Source organism: Alistipes onderdonkii, from assembly GCF_025145285.1.
In the GTDB taxonomy this organism is placed as follows: domain Bacteria; phylum Bacteroidota; class Bacteroidia; order Bacteroidales; family Rikenellaceae; genus Alistipes; species Alistipes onderdonkii.
Window position 1 is genome coordinate 1,121,431 of record NZ_CP102251.1, and the last position, 19,702, is coordinate 1,141,132.

Here is a 19,702-nt window from a genome sequence, read left to right on the forward strand (position 1 = left end):
AGCCCCGGTTCACTGCGACTCCATATCGAAATTACCTGTGATTACATCACGCTGCAAATCTACATGCGACCAGCAAAACGCCAAAGATGGAAATACGCAAGGCTCGCCCTTCGGGCGATTCGCATGGCCTTGCGTATTTCCATCTCCGGCGTTTAATTCCCTGCCGGCGGAAAGAGATGACGATATTCCGGGATCGAGGGGAGCGTAACTCAAACTGAATCCTATTCTCCCATTTACACAAAATTATGGACACTGCCTATTACTATATCTTGCAAAATCATTATACGACTGACTCTTCCAACTTACCCATAGCTATCTCATTCAATTATTTTCGTTCCACTTCTTACACTGCTCCATAATCGTATTCAAAGCATCTTCCTGCCCAGCAGGCGGATAATTATACTTTTTCAACAATCGTTTGACAATACGCCGCATTCCGGCACGAGCACTCTCCTTCATATTCCAGTCAATCGTCTTGTTTCGCCGAAGCGCATCTGTCAACTCTCGCGTAATAGCGACCAACTGATCGTTGGAATAGAAATCTTTTACAGCCTCAGGCTTGGTCAACGCATCATAAAAGGCAAGTTCTTCGCTGTTCAGATTAAGCGACTTGCCGGCCTTTTCGCCGTGAACGATCTCACGGGCTATTTTCAGCAGTTCTTCGATAACCTCTTCGTTCGTCAGCATCCCTTTCAAATAGCGGCTCATGGCATCGGCCAGAATTTCCGAAAACTTCTCGGCTCGTACCGTATTCGTTCGCTGATATAGTTGTACCTGCTCTGCAATCAACCTACGCAATAATTCTACGGCGAAGTTCCGTTCCTTCATCCGGGCAACCTCTTCCAGGAATTTCGAATCGAACAAAGAGAACTCCTCCTTGATATCGGAGAAAAGATTAATTACCCCTTCGCTCTTGATACTCTGCTTGAGCAATTCATTAATACGCCCGTTAATCTCACGGAACGAAATCTTGCCCTTGGCTTCCACGCGCGTCAGTAATGTGCGAACCGCCTCAAAATAGGCAGCTTCGATACGTTGCTCATAATTCAGTAAACTCTGACAAAGCGACAATGCCTGCCGCAGCAGCAGCGCCTCTTTGATATAGAGTTTTTTCGTTTCCATCCGCTCGGGGGACTGCATGAAATCGACACCTCCGCTGATGGCTTTCGCCCGCTCCAAATCAGACTTACCGAAGAAAGCACCATAATCGAATCCATACATCAGATCACGGCAAACGTCCAGTTTCTTCTGAAACTCCGGATAGGCGGTTTTAGCCACATCCGTATCACCATAATTTTTGCGGTCACGGTATGTATAATCGTTCATCGCCGTCTTCAACGCCGAAGCGATACCCACATAATCCACAACCAAACCACCTTGTTTATCCCCAAACACACGATTCACACGAGCAATAGCCTGCATTAGATTGTGTCCGGACATCGGTTTATAGACATACATCGTCGAAAGCGAAGGTACGTCGAAACCCGTAAGCCACATATCAACTACGATGACGATTTTCAACGAGCTATCGTTGTCTTTGAACCGCTTCTCCAACTCTTTCTTGTGGGAATCATTTCCAATAATCGCCCGCCAGTCTTCCGGATCTTTATTACCGGAAGTCATCACAACAGCCAGCTTGTCACTCCACACCGGACGCATTTCGAGAATCCGACGGTAAATCTTGATCGCTATTGGCCGCGAATAGGCTACTATCATCGCCTTACCCGTCTGCTCGTATTGCCGGAATTCCTCATAGTGTTTTACGATGTCCTCGCACAATGATGCCACCGTCGCGTCAGCTCCAAGGATCGAGTCGAGCCGCCCCAATTCACGCTTGCTTTTCTCAATGACATACTCTTCCGCCTCCTCAGCCATCGCATCATACTCCGCATCAATACGCCGCAAGGACTGCTCGTCGAGTTTCAGATTGATTACACGGCTCTCGTAAAATACCGGCCGTGTCGCACCGTCCTCCACCGACTGCGTCATATCGTACACGTCGATGTAATCTCCAAACACTTCGCGTGTCGACCGATCTTTTTGCGAAATAGGCGTTCCGGTAAACCCGATATAGGTAGCATTCGGCAACGCATTACGCACCAGACGCGCCGCGCCGATTACAACTTTGGCTTGCGTTACCCCGTCAGCATCCGTAACCATCCTGACCCTCTCCTCCAATCCGTATTGACTGCGATGCGCCTCGTCGGCCATAACAACTATATTTCGTCGCGTCGAAAGAGGTTCTTCGCTCTCTTCGAATTTCTGCATCGTCGAGAAAAAGATACCGTTCGCTTCGCGTCCCGCCAATAATTCCCGAAGATGAGCCCGACTTTCGGCCTGCACGGGTGTCTGACGCAAAAAATCCCTGCAACAAGCGAACTGCCGGTACAACTGACCGTCCAAATCGTTACGGTCTGTCAGCACGACGATAGTCGGCGACGACATCGCCTGCTGCAACTGCTTGGCGAAAAAGACCATCGACAATGACTTTCCGCTGCCCTGCGTATGCCAAAACACGCCACCCCGACCATCTGTCTCAGCTGCTTTAACCGTCGAAAGCACAGCCTTGTGTACGGCATAAAACTGATGATAGGCACTTAATATCTTAATATCCTGTTTACCGTCTTTCGAATAACAAACAAAATTCCGCAACAATTCAACAAACCGCGTTTTTTCGAACATTCCCGCGAAAAGCACATCGAAATTCGCGCTATGGGTATCTTCATAACTCCCATCTACCGTTTTCCACTGCATAAAACGGTCTTCACCCGCTGTGATCGTCCCCGCCTTAGTCATCGCCTGATCGCTCATCACACAAAAAGCGTTATAGATAAAGAGTGACGGAATCTCCTGCATATAGTTACGCAATTGTGCATAAGCTTCCGACACGTCTGTATTCTCACGCGATGGCGATTTGAGTTCGACCACCACCAGCGGCAATCCATTGACAAATACGATCATATCCGCACGCCTTACCGAGTGCCCATCGACCGTCCATTGATTAGCGATCGTAAACCGATTATGTAACGGTGAATCGTAATCGACAAGCCGGACATTTGCGGAACATTGCTCGCGGCCATCGAAATAATTGACAGCTACGCCATTTTGCAAATAATCCGTGAACAATTCATTCTTCTGTACCAACGTTCCGCCCTCATAGGTCCGAATTTTCACCATAGCTTCGTCAATAGCGGCCTGTGGCAGTCCACGATTGATCTGCGGCAACACAGCCTCCAGCACCTCCACGTAAAGCGGTTCTGCATAGTCGCGCATTACATTGGGACCGTACACATAATCATAGCCTAATTGCTCTCGAAACAACTCGAGAATAGCGTTTTCAAAATCATCTTCGGTGAAGTGCATATAATTGTTATTTTTTCACATACAAGTTAACAAGTTGTGATACCATATTACGCGCAGATTGCGTTGCGACATCAGAACTAATAGATTGTAAAGACAGGCTTCGTTTGATTTTACGCCTCAAATCACTAATGGTCGCTTCCTTATTGGCCCAATCTATATATTCGGTTTGCCGTGTAATAATTCGAAGAACATTCTGTTTTATAGCATCATCTGAAATATATTGTGATATGATATCATAAATAGCCTTATCAACTAACTCTTCTCTCACTACGGATTCAGCTATCTCAACACTTTCCTTAGATTCTTCAGCTTTTATTGCATCAAAATCTATCTTTTCAAAAGATGAAGCGCTTCTGACATTAGATTTACACATACTATATTTGATATATGCCATCTGATGCTCCAACTCCGGAAATAAAGCCCCTTGGTTTATATTGTAGAAATTCAATTCTTCTAAAAGGCTTTCCTTGCTTCCGGCCGGTATGATTATCCTTTCGCTCGCAAACTGGCTATTTAAAGAACAACTGCTCTTCTCGATCCGACTGGCGCCGTAATCAGATTTATTGAGTTGAATATTAATGCTACCAGAAAGCAAAAAAGCTCCGCTCTGCCGAATCAAACGTTCATTGTTGAATGTCGATATAACAAAGTAAGCATTTTGCATCACCTTTGCCAGTTCCTCAAAATCCTCGGCTTGTTTTATTTGACTGCGTAGTCCTAATTTCTCGACCAATTGATGCAATACAATATCTCCGCTGAAATCCATTTCCGCGATTCGGGCCAACAGATCAATATCATCTGAATTATGCTTATGTCCATAAGCCCGTCTATAATAAACAGCCCCATCGACATCATATTCATTATCAAATGAATGATCGGAGTCGACATCAATAGTATCAGATTCTTTATAATTCTTGTCGTAGTTTTCTTTATCTTCACATTTCGCACACGCAAAATACAACGCGACTAAAGGATTTAGCGTTACATCCAACATTCTGGTTGGCAGTCCATAATGTTGTAATTTTGTCAGTCGTTCAAATGCACTTCGGCCGCCAAATTCAAAAGGAGCACGAGCACAAGCCTCGGATATAATATCGGATTCAATCGTCAGGTTATTCTCTCTAAATAAACACGGGCGCACATCCCAATTTTTATTGGATTGGCCCCTGAAAAAGAATCGCTCATTGCTACCTTCATTGGCAGCTTGCAACTGAGAAATATATGCAACATATTCCGACAATGTATTGACGATTACATTGCCATTTGAATCAATATTAAGATCTAATTCCATTAGAAATCCCAGTTTAATACAAATATAACAAAAATAGAAATTACAATAGTAACTTTGATAAATGATAATTTAGCAAGCTAATCGAGGGAAACCTCCTCAACGGAGATCTCACCGGACATGAGTTTGGGTAGAAGGGTATCGCGGAGAGATGATAATTTCCTATTTTCAATTCGACAAGTAACCATTCTATTAAAGATGGGAGAAAATAACTTATCTAAATTAACCAAAGCCTGCTTACTTGGGATTTTTACTTTTGATATTTCTAAATCACATCGTTTGATATGCCCCATAGTAACCGCTTTGTCTTTCGCAATGCGAATAAATTTATTCAAATGATGCTTTGTCCAATAAAAAACAAACCATTGAGGATACTTTGCCGAAGATACCTTAAATAAATGTTGGTTGAGCCCACATTTTCCACCACACCAAATATCTACAAGTAGGGTTCCTGACCAAGAAAATATAATGGTTCCATCAGAAATTATATATTCAGGTTTTATTAAAGATGAGCAACGATCACTGTTGGTGTCACATTGTCCTTGTCCAAGTTCTTTAATCTTTAAAACTGGCAATCCTGCCTCATTAGGCATCGCTGGATATTTTTGCATAGCCAATCCATTAAGGTATTGGGCAATGTCAGTCAAAACCCCGTCTTGCCATTCTCCTAAATTCTCTGTATTTTGAATAAAGTAATGATTAAACAGCGCTTTGGCCTGCTCCTCTAAATTATCATTTATCGGTTATCTTTGTGTGTATTTCAATGGACTGCGTAACTTTATCAATTTCAATAATACAAACGCAGCCATGAAAGAAAAACTAATTGACGAAATTAAAACCGCGATGCGTACCGTCATTACGGCAGATCAAATGAGCATCTTATGTAACGTGCTGAATCGCACATTGCAAAATATTGTCATCGCAGAAAAGCTTCCGGATAGCGAAGCGCGAGTCAAGGCTAATTCTCAACTGCAAACGCTATTTATATCAGCCAAACGCGTCGAGGGATGCTCTGAGAAAACATTAAAATATTATGCTTCGACTATTGAATATATGTTACGGCAGATCGACAAGAATATCGTCGATATAACAACGACCGATCTACGATGTTATCTTGCATCATACCAATCGAATAACCAATCGTCAAAAGTTACCATAGACAATATCCGCAGAATTTTCTCAAGCTTTTTCGCATGGCTCGAAGACGAAGATTATATTCTTAAAAGCCCGGTGAGACGCATCCATAAAGTTAAAACCGGCTCCTTAATTAAAGAGGTGCTATCCGATGAAAATCTCGAAATTTTGCGTGACAACTGCACCCATATACGAGATCTGGCAATCGTAGATATGCTATCGTCTACCGGCATCCGCGTCGGCGAACTGGTAAAAATTAATCGAGAAGATATAGACTTTCACGAACGCGAATGCGTCGTTTTCGGCAAAGGCAACAAAGAACGAGAAGTCTATTTCAACGCCCGCACAAAAATTCATCTGAAACAATACCTCGAAAGCCGGACAGATGACAATCCGGCACTCTTCGTATCCATCGCCAAGCCACATAATCGACTTAAAATTAGCGGAGTGGAGTTGCGCCTCCGCCAACTCGGTCGCAAAGTTTCGATTCACAAAGTTCATCCGCATAAATTCCGCCGGACACTTGCCACAATGGCCATCGACAAAGGAATGCCGATCGAACAGGTGCAGAAGCTATTGGGACACGTCAAGATCGACACCACAATGCACTATGCAATGGTTAATCAAAGCAATGTCAAAATCTCACATCGGAAATATATAAATTAGGTATGACACGAGTAACCTGCAAAATAAAGGATATAATATCAGAAGTCAAAAGTGGTGATTGGGGCAAAGGCTCCCCCACAGAGAACTATACAACAGAAGTATTATGTGTGAGAGGGGCTGACATTCCCGAACTTTGCAAAGGCAATGTCGGCAAAATGCCACAACGTTTTATCCATAATAAAAAAGCGACATCAAAGATTTTATCTGCTAATAATTTAATAATTGAAATATCCGGCGGGAGTCCAACGCAGTCAACGGGGCGCATTGCGCTAATATCCGATAAAATATTATCCCGATATAGTAAGCCTTTGATATGTTCTAACTTCTGTAAAGCCATCACAGCAACGGGCATCCAACCTGAATATCTTTTTAATTACTGGCTTTATCTGTACAATAAAGATGCTATGTTCCCCTATGAGAATGGCACAACCGGCATTAAGAATTTAGATTTCAACAGTTTTATTCAGGAACAAGATATATCAATTCCTGATATTAAAACTCAACAAAAAATAGTCTCTATTCTTTCTTCAATTGACGAAAAAATAGAGACCAATAAGCGTATAAATGATAATTTAGCAAGCTAATCGAAGGAAACCTCCTCGACGGAGAGCTCGCCGGACATGAGTTTGGGTAGAAGGGTATCACGGAGAGTGGATAATTTTATGTTTTCTTTTTTATTAGATTCAATTTGACTAAATAAAGGATCAGCAATAGAGTTAAATTGCTTCAATTTAGTGTCAGAGGGTATTGATATTGGAGTTTTTCTGAAAATCGGAACAGTCAATTGTTGCTGAGTCGTCCCCGTTCCTGTAATATTCTGAGTTAATGCCCACAAGTATAAATATTTTGCAGACAACTCTTTTTTATTAGGGATTATTGAAATTAGCCGGACAATAGGAACATATGGTTCTAATCTCAAACAGACATAACCTATAGTTCCTCTTGCAGAAATAGTTATACTTTCCTCGTGAATTTTTGCAACATTTGTATAACCATATAATCCTTCATTATCTATTCCATTAGAATATATAGGAACATGACACTCAATAGTCTTTTTATTAGTATATTTTGAAGGCCTATCACCTCCAGCAGTAATAAGTGTGATATCTCCTAATTCACAGTGAACCCATTCGTTTCGATCGAAATCCACAAACCACGACTTAAACAACGCTTTGGCCTGCTCCTCTAAATTATCATTTATCCGTCGATTGAGTCTGATCTTATTATCGAGAGAAGATAATATAGCTACAACTTTTTTCTGCACATCTATTGCGGGGATATTTACAGGCCATTGCATAATCTGTTTTTTGTCCCCTCGAGGCATTTTACACCCTTTTGCTCCCGACATTACGTAATCGAAAAACGCTTGCTGGCTCAACAGATAGTATAAATATTTGCTATCTGTATTTTCTTTTGCACGAATACACAAAACATCCGCAGAGCACCCACCGCACCTATCAGCACACCATATTTTTTGGAAATATGGCCGAATATTAGAGATCAAAATATCTCCGATTTTATATTCAGTTGTGGTTCCAGGCGGTATTATTGTAGATTCACTTATACCACCTTTATTGGGTAACATATTTTCCGTAGAGATATAATTCATACTACTCGTTGTGCGATTATTTACATAGTCACATACATGTTCTAATTCACATGCATTTTTTAAGTCATTAAGAATTAAGCCCATATTTGCTACAATTTATACCCAATACTACCTAACTGTTTTTTGATCTCTGCCTCCAGCTCGTGCGACTTTTCAAATAGTCCAGAAAGCTCGCCCGTCAAGCGTGTCATTTTCTCCTCAAACGGTTCGGTGTCCTCCTCTTGCGCAGCAATGCCCACATAGCGACCGGGCGTGAGAATAAAATCCTGCTTGGCAATTTCTGCGACAGAGGTAACCGCACAAAATCCTTTTTCATTCTCCAATTTTCCAGCAACATAGGCATTATAGGTGTCGGCAATGCGCTGAATATCGCCGCGCTTTATCGGATCGACCGTGTCACTATCGGTCAATTCGCGCAGTTTGCGCGTTACCATTGTACCTAAGTTGCGAGCATCGATAAAGAGCGTTTTGCCCTTTTGTTGCTTGTTTTTATTGAAAAACCAAATCGACACGGGAATTTGTGTAGTATAGAACAACTGCGGCGGCATAGCGATAACACAATCCACCAAATCAGCCTCTACCAATTTACGCCGAATCTCGCCCTCACCGCCACTCTGGCTCGACAGCGAGCCGTTGGCCAGCACAACGCCCGCACGTCCCGTCGGGGCAAGGTGGTGGATGATATGCTGAATCCACGCAAAGTTGGCATTGCCATTGGGCGGTGTACCGTATTTCCAACGCACATCATCCGCCAGCTTATCCGCCCCCCAATCGCTCAGATTGAACGGAGGATTGGCCATCACGAAATCGGCCTTCAGAGTCGGATGGCAATCATTGAAAAAGGTATCCGCATTATATCGCCCGAGATCGGCCTCGATACCGCGAATCGCCAAGTTCATCTGCGCCATTTTCCATGTCGTAGGATTGGAATCCTGACCATAGACTGATATATTATTGATATTTCCAGAGTGGTTCTCGATGAATTGTGCAGACTGTACAAACATACCACCCGAACCGCAGCAAGGATCGTAAACACGACCTTTATAAGGTTGTAATACGTTCACCAACGTCTTAACGATACAAGCCGGAGTATAAAATTCACCTGCCAATTTTCCTTCGGCCTCAGCAAACTTCGAAAGACAATATTCGTAAGCACGACCCAAAATATCCTTCGAATCGCCGTGCTCATGCATCCGAATATTTGTAAACAAATCGACAACTTCACCCAAGCGGCGTTTGTCGAGCTCGGGACGCGCAAAGTTTTTCGGAAGAATATCTTTCAGACGCTTATTCTCCTTCTCAATTGCCCGCATCGCATTGTCGATGATCGTTCCAATTTCAGGAGAGTGTGCATGGATGGCAATAGCTTCCCAACGGGCTTCCGCAGGGACATAGAAAACCGGATCATAACTACCCTTCTCATTTTTATTACTCAAATACTCATCCTTGTCTTCCTCAAAGCCCTCTCCTTCGGCAACAAGCTGTTGATATTTAGCTTCGAATTTGTCCGAGATGTATTTCAGGAAAATAAGTCCCAATACAACGGATTTATATTCCGATGCATCAATATTTCCGCGCATCTTATCCGCCGCCTTCCATATTTCCTTTTCAAAGCCGATGTCGGCTGTATTCATCGCTGCCATTGTATAGAATATTTTAGGTAAAGGTACAAAATCTTCCCATTTTTTCGCTTTCCCGCAAAGGAATAAACCTTAAAAACAATATCCGCAAGGCTCACATAGCGATTTGCAGGACCTTGCGGATATTATTTCCTCAACTAAATTTTAGAAAAAATGATACAGCTTAGTTGTTCTTATTCAATAAAAACGCATTTTTCTTGTCAAATCCCCACTCATAAATGTATTCGGCACCTTCAATCCGGATAATGAACACAACACGCTCCCCTTTAATCCATGCTACATGAACAAATCCGGATACGGATTCTCCGGGATATATCGTGTTTTTCTTCAAATATCCCAGCTTTTTGACCTGTTGTTCGTCCTGCAAGGCCTGACCGAAATCAGCGATCCGCTGCTGTGAGGCCATGTTGGCCTGATAGGCTGCAGAGGGATTATAAGTCGTAGTCGTATAAGACGAATAACCGCCGTAGCTGCTGTAACCGGTCGTCGTGGAGGTCGAATACCCTGCGCCGGCAGAAGCCATTCCTTCGCTGACGCCCATCAAAACAGCGGCCCAGGTCTGCGATCGGTTCACTTTCTTCAGATAGCTATCGCAAGACCAGACCTGCAGATCGGTGGCGACATCGTGTTCGTCTACGGAATAGGCCGTCATATCGGTCTCCGGATTGAATTCGACCGGCGTCAATGAATTATTGGAGATAATCAGATCGACCCGGTGCCACTTGCCGTAATCCCGGACGATGGCATCCGTCAAGGCGATCGTCAATCCGTTTTTGAAATAGACCTCCCAGGGCACACCGTCCCGATAATCGACCGAACGCTCCGTTATGACCGGAGATTCCCATACCGGCATGTCGTCCGCAATGCGGAATTTAAGCGTGTTCCCGCTGCCGTCCGCCAGCAAATAATAATCATGAACCGGCAGCCCTGCACGATATTCCACCATTCGGCAGGAGCCGTCTCCGTTGTATGCCTCGTACATCCCGGACAATTCGCCGCCGGCATACGACGCACGTGTTTTCAACGTTCCATTCTCGTCGTATTGCCGATATTCGCCTTCCAACAATCCTTCCGAATAATATGATTTTTCCGACATGCGACCATTCTTGAAATAGGAAACAACATCTCCGTCAAACACCGTCCGGCGATCATCAAGCGTATCGATTGTCTGAAAACGCCCTTCTCTCCGCAATTCTCCCGAAATATAAAAATCCTTGAACATTTTGAGCCCCGCCGCATCCGCAGGATAAAGCGCCAGTCGATAATAATCGGCAAAAACCGGATTTCGCACCGTCATCCCCGAACGGCTATAGTAGAGTGTATCTATCCGCTCCTGCGACAAAGCACCTTTGCCTACCACTAGCAACAATACAAACAATAAAACTCGGTTCATAAAATGACTAGGCTTCATAGGTTTCATCACTTTTCCGATATCCGACACGCTGTTATCGTGTCAATTGTTCTTATTGATCAGATTCACCACAACCTTCGTCATCACGTCTTTTTCCTCCGTGCGGCTCTCGGCAATCATCAGCGTCAGGGCGACCAGTGTATTGTTATCCAAAAGGCGCGAACCGTCAGCACGGTAAAGAATCCGATTGTTTTCCAAGAACCAAAGGAACAGGAAAGCGGCGATACGCTTGTTACCGTCGCTGAACGAATGGTTTTTAACCGTCAGATAGAGCAGATTAGCCGCCTTCTCCTCAACGCTCGGATAGAGGTCCCGCCCGCCGAAAGTCTGGTAAATTGCGCCCATCGTGCTTTTGAACGACTCGTCCTTCTCGTGGGCGAACAGCTCGCTGCCTCCGAACTTGTCGCGTAACACCTGTAACGCCTCCATCGCATTTTCATAGGTCGCATGAAACGGCTCCTCGGTCGTAGTAGCCGACACTTCCAACTGCTGATAATCGTAGCGGTCGAGCGTATCGAGACCGTAAGTATAGTCCGTAATCACGCGCAGCAACCCGATTGCCTCGGATTTCGTAACATCCTTTGCCGACAACACGTTCGAGAGCAGATGAACGGTTTGTTTCAGCTCCTCCAACTGCTCGGCCTTGGACTGGCTATTGACTGCATAGCCTTTTATTAGATACTCTTTCAAGACCTTATTTGCCCAGATACGAAATTGAGTGGCATTTTTGGAATTGACGCGATAGCCCACCGATAGAATCATATCGAGGTTATAAAATGGAATCATACGTCGCACTTGCCGTTGCCCCTCATGCTGAACATGTGCAATTTTTGCACATGTTACGTCCCGCTCCAATTCGGACGACTTATAAATGTTGTTGACATGTCTGACAATAACCGTTCTGTCAACTCCGAACAAATGCGCAATCTGCGCCTGCGTCAGCCACACGCTGTCGTTCTCCATGCGAACGTCCAAGCGGGTCTCGCCGTCTGCCGTCTGGTAAATGATAATCTCCCCTCTGTCCATAGAAACAAAGATACGAAGAAAATCCGAGAGCAGTGCAACGGTAAGGCAAATATTGTTAACGTGTTGTAAGTCAGAATTTGGCAGCTTTATTCGGCTATAGGCTTCGCAGACGGGTTAACCCCGAAAAAGAGTCCGGAATCCGAACATGGAACGACTGAAAGCTACTTATCCGTTGCCCTTTTCAAGGGTCGGATAACGCCCGTTTCGCCGACCGTCTGCTGCCTGATTCTATCACTGCATCGCTGCGCCGTCGATTCTCCTCGCATCCCGATTACAAAAGTAGCTTTTTTTCGGTTCGGGAGTAAAAAGACGGGGACGAAGCACCGAATGAGGGTTTTGTTTCTATATTCGGCTGCATTTTTCATGGTTTCAAATAGCTCTATATCAGTTAATTTTGCAAACAGGTATCAGGGTTATGAAACAGGAGGAAGTAAAGGTCTCGTTCTACCTTAAAAAGAACGTTTTCGGTAAGCCGAGGGCAGAGGCGAACTCGTTCGCACTTTGCCGAGGCGAGAAAAGGTGCACGAAAGTGAACGAATCGGGCGCCGCGGGGCATTGCCCCGTAATGGCTCGTCTTGCCGTGGGAGGCTCGACGTGCGTCTTCGGCACGAAGCTCACGGCACCGTGGTCATTGTGGACGTCGGGACGCATGAAGGGCAAAAGCGCTGCGGCTATCGGAATCAACCGCCGGCTGGATGAGTTGCGCGCCTCGGCTATCGGCATCTGCCGCGAGCTGTCGGCTGCTCGTGAACGGGTAACAGCCGAGGAGGTCAAATGCCGGCTACTGGGTATGGCATCGGGGCAGGAGGCGCTGCTGGGTTATTTCAGACGGTTTATCGAGCGCTTCGAGAAGCATGTCGGGGTCGATCGCTCTGCGAAGTCCGCAGCGTGCTACAAGAATACTTTTAAACACCTGTCCCGCTTTTTGTCGGCGAAGTTCAATCTGACGGATTTGCCGTTCGGGGCTTTAGACAGGTCGTTGATCGAACGATTCGATCTGTATCTGCGTTCGGAGCAGCGTTTGGCTCCGTCTACGATCGTTCTGCTCATGTCCCGATTGAAAACGGTCATCGGCAAGGCCGTCGCCTCGGGAATCGTCACGTCCGACCCGTTCGCCGAATACGAACCGCAGCGTCCGCGTCGCCAGCAGCGATACCTGACCCGCGAGGAGCTGCATCGGTTGATGACTACGCCGCTTCCGTCGCCGAGCCTGCGTCTTGTCCGCGACCTGTTTCTCTTCTCCTGCTATACGGGCATCGCCTATGTGGATATGAGCCGTTTGACGACTGCCAATTTGGAACGTACCGCGGAGGGCGGAATGCGCATCCGTGCGACCCGCGAGAAGACCGGCGTCGGGTTCGAGATACTGCTGCTCGACCTGCCGGTTCGGATTCTGGACAAGTACGACGGCCTCGCGCCGGACGACAAGCTGCTGCCGATGTACTGCAACAGCGCGATTAACGCTGCCTTGAAAGCGATCGCCGCCCTCTGCGGCATCGACCGCAAGCTGACCTTTCACATGGCGCGGCACAACTTCGGAACGCACATTACGCTGTCGCTGGGCGTGCCGATCGAAACGGTCAGCCGCATGATGGGGCACAAGCGCATCGTCACCACGCAAATCTACGCCCACGTGACCGACAGGAAGGTGGAGGAGGACATGCGCCGCTTGAAAAGCGACATGAGCAGCCGTCCGCTCGAACTTTGCGACGAACAGCCGACCGGGAAACCGGTACGCCCCATACGCCGCAGTTGCAGAAGAACGAATAATTAACTATATTTCAACGCTAAAAAACATGAAGATGACTACGAAACCCATAACCATCGAAAACGACCGAGTGACCATTCGTCCGACGAGCGGCGGCGTATGGCTGACGCAGCACCAGATCGCCGACTTATTCGGGGTCTTCGTATCGGCCGTCGGAGCCAATATCCGCTCTATCCGCAATAGCGGCGTTCTGTGCGAAGACGCAGCTTGCCGTATGAAACGCTACAAAGACGGCAGCTCCGTCGAGATTTACTCGCTCGAAATGATTGCGGCATTGGCTTTTCGGCTCGATTCGCGAGAGGCCTCGGTTTTCAGACGATGGATCATAGAGCGGGCGACCACGCCCGAGGTCGTGTGGATGATGCCGACGAACAACACCAGACTAAACTGAACTTCAGATAAAAAAGCAGCTCTATCGGCTTAATAAATCACAGATTATTCTATTTGCATAATTTATGATGAATAATTATCTTTGCAAAAAGAACAACTGTATGGCAAAAGCAATGAATCCCTTCATCGTAACGGGAAAAATAGCCTCTGAATATTTCTGCGATCGCATTACGGAATCGGCAAGGCTCGTCAAATCCATTACGAACGGAAACAACATGGTAATCATCTCTCCGCGCCGTATGGGCAAAACGGGACTGATTCGGTTTTGCTACGACAAACCCGAAATAGCTGATGAATACTATACGTTCTTCATAGATATCCTGCATACGTCGAGCCTGCGGGAATTTACCTATTTGCTGGGACGTGAAATATACGAAACCCTTCTGCCGCGCAGTCGCAAGATGGCCGGCCTGTTTATCCAGACTATCAAGTCCATCAGTGGCAAATTCGGATTCGACCCTATTACGGGCATGCCGACTTTCAACGTGGAGCTGGGTGACATCGACCGTCCTGAATATACGCTGGATGAAATTTTCCAATACCTTGCCCATGCGGATAAGCCGTGCATCGTAGCGATCGACGAGTTCCAGCAAATCGCCAAATATCCCGAGAAGAATATCGAAGCACAGTTGCGAACCCATATTCAAAAGTTGCGCAACTGCAACTTCATCTTCGCCGGCAGCGAGCGCCACATGATGCAGGAGATGTTCACGTCGGCGGCACGTCCGTTTTACCATAGTGCGGATATGCTGGAGCTGAAGGCGATTACTCCAGAAATATATATTCCATTCATCGTTGGCCATTTCGAGAAACGGAACAGACGGATTGCGTCCGACGATGTAAAACGAGTTTACAATCTGTTCAAGGGGCATACCTACTACGTTCAGAAAACGTTCAACGAGGCATTCGCCGACACTCCCGAAGGCGAGGAGTGTATGCTCGAAACCCTCCGCGCGGCAATCGACAACATGATTGCCTCGAACGATACGATTTTCCGCGAAATTCTGTCGAACATCCCTGAAAAGCAGAAAGAGTTGCTCTATGCCATTGCCAAAGAGAGCGAAGCGGAACGGATTACCTCGGCAGCGTTTATCAAGCGACATAGTTTGGCGTCGGCGAGTTCCGTTCAGTCGGCAATGAAGAAACTGCTCGAAAAGGACTTCATAACCGAAATCAACAAGGTATTTTCCGTGACGGACAAACTTTTTGCCATGTGGATAAATCGGCTATACGGCGAACAAAATTCGTTGTGAGCTAAAAATGACCATGATTTTAGATATGAAGTGGATCAACTCGACAGATATCAAACAATGGGCAGATAGACGGGATGCTCAAAGCGTTTTACCGGAGCTGGTTACTCGACTAATTCGGGCAACGACATCGAATATAACTCAAATCCGATTTCCGTCAGGAGATGCCGTGCACCTAACAGGATGGGATGGGATTCTTGAATCATCAGAAGACATTTATAACATCGAATCCGGATTGTCTTTATGGGAATGCGGAACAAATGCAAACACAAAAAACAAGGCCAACGAAGATTATGACAAAAGGACGAAAGACTCTTTAGGTTTTGAGAAACGGTCTGCGACCTTTGTTTTCGTAACTCCTCGCATCTGGGATGGAGCAGGAAAGTGGGCACAAGAAAAAAACAGTACGCATGTCTGGAAAAAGATCGTTGTTTTAACGGCCGTCGAATTGGAAGACTGGTTGTCGTTCTGCCCCGCTGTTGCCTTATGGTTTACCGAACATCTCCACCGTCAACCTTTTAATAAAGTTCGTACGATCGATACTTTTTGGAATAAGTGGGCAACGGGGCCGGAAATAAACTTAACACCGGATATACTTCTTGGCGGACGGGAAACAGAACAGGAGAAAATATATCAAATCCTGCAACAACCGTCCGTATCCATCATTCAGTCCATGTCTCAGGAAGAATCGTTGGCTTTCGCTGTCGCATGCATGCTGCGTCATCCACAAGCGACAGATCTCAAAGATAAATGCCTCATTGTCGAGGATGAAGATATTTTGGAGCGTTTGATTGAGGAATATGATAATTTGATCTTTATCGCAAATGTCGGCAATAAAAATCATATCTATGCCACGCAGAAGGGACATCGAATCATTTACGTAACCAGTATAGCCGAGGTTCCGAAAGTAAATGAACTGATCTCCCTGCCGGAAATTGATCGCGAAAAATTCATTGCCGCATTAAAAGCGAGTGGCATACAAGGCGAATACGCAGACCAATTATCCAAAGAAACCGTTCGTAATATAACGATTCTGAGAAGAAGATTAAAATTCGACTTTACATGTCCCGAATGGGCAAAACCCGAAAATATCCGAGAGTTGATTCCTGCGATACTTATCGGGCGGTGGCATGACAGAAGTGAAGGAGATAAGGAAGTGATCGCCAAATTGGCAGGCGAACCATATGATAAATATTCGGTCAAGCTACAACGATGGCTCAACAGCAACGACTCTCCATTGGTTACCGTAGATGGTGCTTGGAGAATTATATCTCCATACGACGTTTTTTTGTATGCCTGCAATTATATTTCAGCTACTGATTTCTGTAATTACGCAGATGCACTCAACCAAATAGCTGCGGATAATGATCCAGATGCGGCCGAGAAACTTGTTTCGACATCATTTCGATTTAGGGAAAATAAACAATCTTACTCCGGATGGCTAAAGGAAGGAATATTTCAAAGTGCGATATTGATCTCTTTAATCAGTGAAAACACGACATTACAAACTCCAACACATGGAAAAATATGGATCGACTCTTTGATTCGAAATATTCTCGACCATTCCACCATAGAATGGTGGTATTCCAATAAACGTGTGTTGCATTTAATCGCAGAAGCTGCACCTCGCTGCTATGTCGATTATATAAAAAATGACCTGGCAAAAAATGATTCCATTGTAAGAAGGTTATTTGTACCCAAAAGCGACACAATCGATATTTTCGGTTCGGGAGAAAATTATACAGAAATTCTCCGATCGCTAACTATGCTTTCATGGGAGCCTGATCTACTACTGCTTGTCAGTCGGATTATCATGGAATTGTCTTCCATAGAGAATAATTTAAATACGACAGACAAGCCTATCAATTCATTACAGATGACATATACAGTTTGGTATCCCCAAACGTATGCAATACTTGAACAGAGACTTGAAATATTAACCAGTTTGTCGAAGAAATATTCCAAACAGACATTCAAATTATGTAAGGCTCTTGTCGATCGTTTTGACAGGAGTACATCATGCTCCACATATCCTATGCGTTGGCGAAGATTCGGACAAGAGAGGCCTAAAGCAACGCCGAACGACTTGATTACCGCGATCAATCACATCTGCCGACTGATGACCGATATTTGCGATTTGTCCGATGAGCAAGTTTGCGAGATGCTCGATATTGCCGACCAAATATCCATTGGAGAGGCCAACCGGATATTATTATTCAACCATATCCGAGAAAAAAAAGCCCATTTTGTTGGCAGCTATGCGATAACGAATCAAATACGCCATACGATATACCGCCACAAGTTATATTCCGATACCCAATGGGCTTTAAGCCCGAAAGAAATAAGTGAATGGGAATGTCTGTTACAAGATATCGAGGCAAAAGACCCTATCCAGAAATATCGATGGATCTTCAAAGACCACTATTTGGAATCTCTGGAAATAGATCGAAAAAATTATGATTTTCCGCAAATTTATAGAGAAGAGCTAAAAATCCGAAGCAATGCGCTTCGGGAAATTTATGACATTCATGGGATAGCCGGGATCTACGAATTTGTTCAATTGGTCGAATGCCCACTAATTGTCGGTGAAACATATGCACACATATGTCGGCAAAACGATTTCCGAGAAATAGCGAATATAGTCAAATCGGCTTCGGATTCTTTGTGCCAGTTTACAAAAGGGTTCTTCTGTGGCTATGCGAATCGTTTCGGTTCCCAAAAGTTTATTGATAAAATCAAGTCCTTAGAGTTCTGCGATTTTGAGGATGGCATTCGAGAAGCCCTGACTTCCATACCTGCATCGAAGACGGTATGGCAATATGTCGAATCACTTCCCGAAGATACGAAATCGTATTATTGGAAACATGTACCGACTGGTCTCGGTGAAACGTCGGAAGCCAATATTTTCCTGATTAACAAATTGAATGGCATACATCGGTTTGATCGATCCATACATATCATATATCATTCTTTGAAATCCCAATCGATTCCATCCCAATTTATTGTAGATACAATCTTGGGCATAGTATCTTATCCTCCGGCTCGCGGTATCGGATACCAATATGAATTAGCAAAGATTATTATCGCCTTAGATAAAAGGACGGATGTCGATATGGAGAAGCTATTTTTCTTAGAATTCATTTTTTATAACTTATTAAAGCACTATGGCCATTCTTCAGACATTCGATTGATCGACGAACTTATGTCTCATCCCCGTAGTTTGATGGATATCTTGAATTTTATGTATCTCTCTTCTGATCCGGTTGAACGAGAGATCGAATTGAAAAAGGTCAAACAGAATGAAGAGCAAATCTACGCTCGGCTTGCATTCGACTTGTTATGGGACCTGCGACGAACCCCGTGCGTCGATCAAGCGTGTACTATAGACGAAGACAATTTGAAAAAATATATTCAGGAATTGCGGGAATTGGGTGAAAAAGCCCATAAAATGGGACCTATCGATACTACCATAGGAGAATTGCTTGCCAATTACCCTGAAATAGAGGAATACCCTCCGAAGGCTATTTGCGAGATCATTGAGGATCTAAATAACCCGAATGTAAATAGCGGTTTTAGGACGAGAACATTCAATAAACGAGGGGTAACTGTTCGACCAGCAGGAGAAGGCGGGAATTTAGAGAAAATGGAGTCCATGAAATACAAACGATATGCAGACAAGGTTAGATTCTCATATCCGGTCATTGCCGGAATATTCGATAATTTGAGTGCCGAATACCAAGAGATGTCGATCAAAGAGGATAAACGGACGAAGATTGAGAAAATGGAATTTTGAAATTTCATTACTGAACACCTTTGATTTCCAGATTCTCAAATAGGATGTTTACTGAAGCAACTCGTCATTTGGCCCGGCATACAATTGGCTTCGATGTGGCAGCAAAAGACGTTATTGCCATACGATCTTGTGTTGCTTCATTCTACTCGGGTACGGCAACTGTGAAAATTCCAATCGCCGTACAATATTTTTTCTGCGCTCCTCATTCTCTAATCTTCTCCTCGGATTTCTAAATCCTATGTGGGCCGGGACATAGCGGATGAATCTGTTGCAGTAGCAAATGTATTCTCGGGCTTCACGCTCGTGCAAGATCGGGCCGCCGTGCGGTTTTGCGGAAAATCTTCCTTGCGCCTTTCGGGCGAAG

The 19,702-nt window shown here is 44.9% G+C and carries 13 protein-coding genes; 6 read left to right on the plus strand and 7 right to left on the minus strand.

Annotated elements, in window-relative coordinates:
* Window positions 1-321: 321 nt before the first annotated feature.
* The 3 genes from NQ559_RS04695 to NQ559_RS04705 all read right to left on the minus strand — a co-directional run bounded on the left by NQ559_RS04695 (window position 322) and on the right by NQ559_RS04705 (window position 5,262).
* The gene (locus NQ559_RS04695) at window positions 322-3,363 is read right to left on the minus strand and encodes a type I restriction endonuclease subunit R (RefSeq protein ID WP_014775545.1); all 3,042 of its coding nucleotides are present in this window, start codon (window positions 3,361-3,363) and stop codon (window positions 322-324) included.
* A 7-nt stretch (window positions 3,364-3,370) separates the two neighbouring features.
* Entirely contained in the window at window positions 3,371-4,654 is a 1,284-nt protein-coding gene (locus NQ559_RS04700; RefSeq protein WP_014775544.1) for an FRG domain-containing protein, read from the minus strand.
* Window positions 4,655-4,731: 77 nt separating this feature from the next.
* A complete protein-coding gene (locus NQ559_RS04705; protein ID WP_232045663.1) occupies window positions 4,732-5,262 on the minus strand; it encodes a restriction endonuclease subunit S domain-containing protein in 531 nt (176 codons plus the stop codon).
* 196 nt (window positions 5,263-5,458) lie between these two features.
* Between NQ559_RS04705 and xerA the strand changes: the two genes are divergently transcribed.
* Together xerA and NQ559_RS04715 are read left to right on the plus strand one after the other, a co-directional pair.
* Window positions 5,459-6,451 carry a site-specific tyrosine recombinase/integron integrase gene (gene xerA, locus NQ559_RS04710; protein ID WP_026318462.1) on the plus strand — a complete coding sequence of 331 codons (993 nt, stop codon included), beginning with the start codon at window positions 5,459-5,461 and terminating at the stop codon, window positions 6,449-6,451.
* Between the two features lie 2 nt (window positions 6,452-6,453).
* Window positions 6,454-7,035, plus strand: a complete 582-nt coding sequence (locus tag NQ559_RS04715; RefSeq protein ID WP_244061964.1) for a restriction endonuclease subunit S — start codon at window positions 6,454-6,456, stop codon at window positions 7,033-7,035.
* Here NQ559_RS04715 and NQ559_RS04720 read toward each other — a convergent pair.
* The 4 genes from NQ559_RS04720 to NQ559_RS04735 form a co-directional block, all read right to left on the minus strand.
* A complete protein-coding gene (locus NQ559_RS04720; RefSeq protein ID WP_014775542.1) occupies window positions 7,032-8,144 on the minus strand; it encodes a restriction endonuclease subunit S in 1,113 nt (370 codons plus the stop codon). The two genes, NQ559_RS04715 and NQ559_RS04720, sit on opposite strands and share 4 nt — an antisense overlap.
* A gap of 5 nt (window positions 8,145-8,149) precedes the next feature.
* The gene (locus tag NQ559_RS04725) at window positions 8,150-9,703 is read right to left on the minus strand and encodes a class I SAM-dependent DNA methyltransferase (RefSeq protein ID WP_014775541.1); all 1,554 of its coding nucleotides are present in this window, start codon (window positions 9,701-9,703) and stop codon (window positions 8,150-8,152) included.
* Between the two features lie 160 nt (window positions 9,704-9,863).
* Complete coding sequence (locus tag NQ559_RS04730) at window positions 9,864-11,111, minus strand: toxin-antitoxin system YwqK family antitoxin (protein WP_022044330.1); 1,248 nt, start codon at window positions 11,109-11,111, stop codon at window positions 9,864-9,866.
* Window positions 11,112-11,153: 42 nt separating this feature from the next.
* Window positions 11,154-12,137: a virulence RhuM family protein/type II toxin-antitoxin system death-on-curing family toxin gene (locus NQ559_RS04735; RefSeq protein ID WP_014775538.1), complete on the minus strand. Its 984-nt coding sequence runs from the start codon at window positions 12,135-12,137 to the stop codon at window positions 11,154-11,156.
* 415 nt (window positions 12,138-12,552) lie between these two features.
* Here NQ559_RS04735 and NQ559_RS04740 point away from each other — a divergent pair, with 415 nt between their 5' ends.
* From NQ559_RS04740 to NQ559_RS04755, 4 genes are all read left to right on the plus strand, one after another.
* The gene (locus tag NQ559_RS04740; protein ID WP_018696372.1) at window positions 12,553-13,911 is read left to right on the plus strand and encodes a site-specific integrase; all 1,359 of its coding nucleotides are present in this window, start codon (window positions 12,553-12,555) and stop codon (window positions 13,909-13,911) included.
* 22 nt (window positions 13,912-13,933) lie between these two features.
* The gene (locus tag NQ559_RS04745) at window positions 13,934-14,296 is read left to right on the plus strand and encodes a virulence RhuM family protein (protein WP_018696373.1); all 363 of its coding nucleotides are present in this window, start codon (window positions 13,934-13,936) and stop codon (window positions 14,294-14,296) included.
* 100 nt (window positions 14,297-14,396) lie between these two features.
* Window positions 14,397-15,548: an AAA family ATPase gene (locus NQ559_RS04750; protein ID WP_026318464.1), complete on the plus strand. Its 1,152-nt coding sequence runs from the start codon at window positions 14,397-14,399 to the stop codon at window positions 15,546-15,548.
* Window positions 15,549-15,555: 7 nt separating this feature from the next.
* Entirely contained in the window at window positions 15,556-19,338 is a 3,783-nt protein-coding gene (locus NQ559_RS04755; protein ID WP_018696375.1) for a hypothetical protein, read from the plus strand.
* Window positions 19,339-19,702 lie beyond the last annotated feature (364 nt).

What these genes read in the sequence shown, in the direction of transcription:
- NQ559_RS04725 (WP_014775541.1), bottom strand. Translation starts at nt 9,703, where the DNA reads ATGGCAGCGATGAATACAGCCGACATCGGCTTTGAAAAGGAAATATGG.
- NQ559_RS04730 (WP_022044330.1), bottom strand. Translation starts at nt 11,111, where the DNA reads ATGAAGCCTAGTCATTTTATGAACCGAGTTTTATTGTTTGTATTGTTG.
- NQ559_RS04755 (WP_018696375.1), top strand. Translation starts at nt 15,556, where the DNA reads ATGACCATGATTTTAGATATGAAGTGGATCAACTCGACAGATATCAAA.
- NQ559_RS04705 (WP_232045663.1), bottom strand. Translation starts at nt 5,262, where the DNA reads ATGCAAAAATATCCAGCGATGCCTAATGAGGCAGGATTGCCAGTTTTA.
- NQ559_RS04700 (WP_014775544.1), bottom strand. Translation starts at nt 4,654, where the DNA reads ATGGAATTAGATCTTAATATTGATTCAAATGGCAATGTAATCGTCAAT.
- NQ559_RS04745 (WP_018696373.1), top strand. Translation starts at nt 13,934, where the DNA reads ATGAAGATGACTACGAAACCCATAACCATCGAAAACGACCGAGTGACC.
- NQ559_RS04715 (WP_244061964.1), top strand. Translation starts at nt 6,454, where the DNA reads ATGACACGAGTAACCTGCAAAATAAAGGATATAATATCAGAAGTCAAA.
- NQ559_RS04750 (WP_026318464.1), top strand. Translation starts at nt 14,397, where the DNA reads ATGGCAAAAGCAATGAATCCCTTCATCGTAACGGGAAAAATAGCCTCT.
- NQ559_RS04735 (WP_014775538.1), bottom strand. Translation starts at nt 12,137, where the DNA reads ATGGACAGAGGGGAGATTATCATTTACCAGACGGCAGACGGCGAGACC.
- xerA (WP_026318462.1), top strand. Translation starts at nt 5,459, where the DNA reads ATGAAAGAAAAACTAATTGACGAAATTAAAACCGCGATGCGTACCGTC.
- NQ559_RS04695 (WP_014775545.1), bottom strand. Translation starts at nt 3,363, where the DNA reads ATGCACTTCACCGAAGATGATTTTGAAAACGCTATTCTCGAGTTGTTT.
- NQ559_RS04720 (WP_014775542.1), bottom strand. Translation starts at nt 8,144, where the DNA reads ATGGGCTTAATTCTTAATGACTTAAAAAATGCATGTGAATTAGAACAT.
- NQ559_RS04740 (WP_018696372.1), top strand. Translation starts at nt 12,553, where the DNA reads ATGAAACAGGAGGAAGTAAAGGTCTCGTTCTACCTTAAAAAGAACGTT.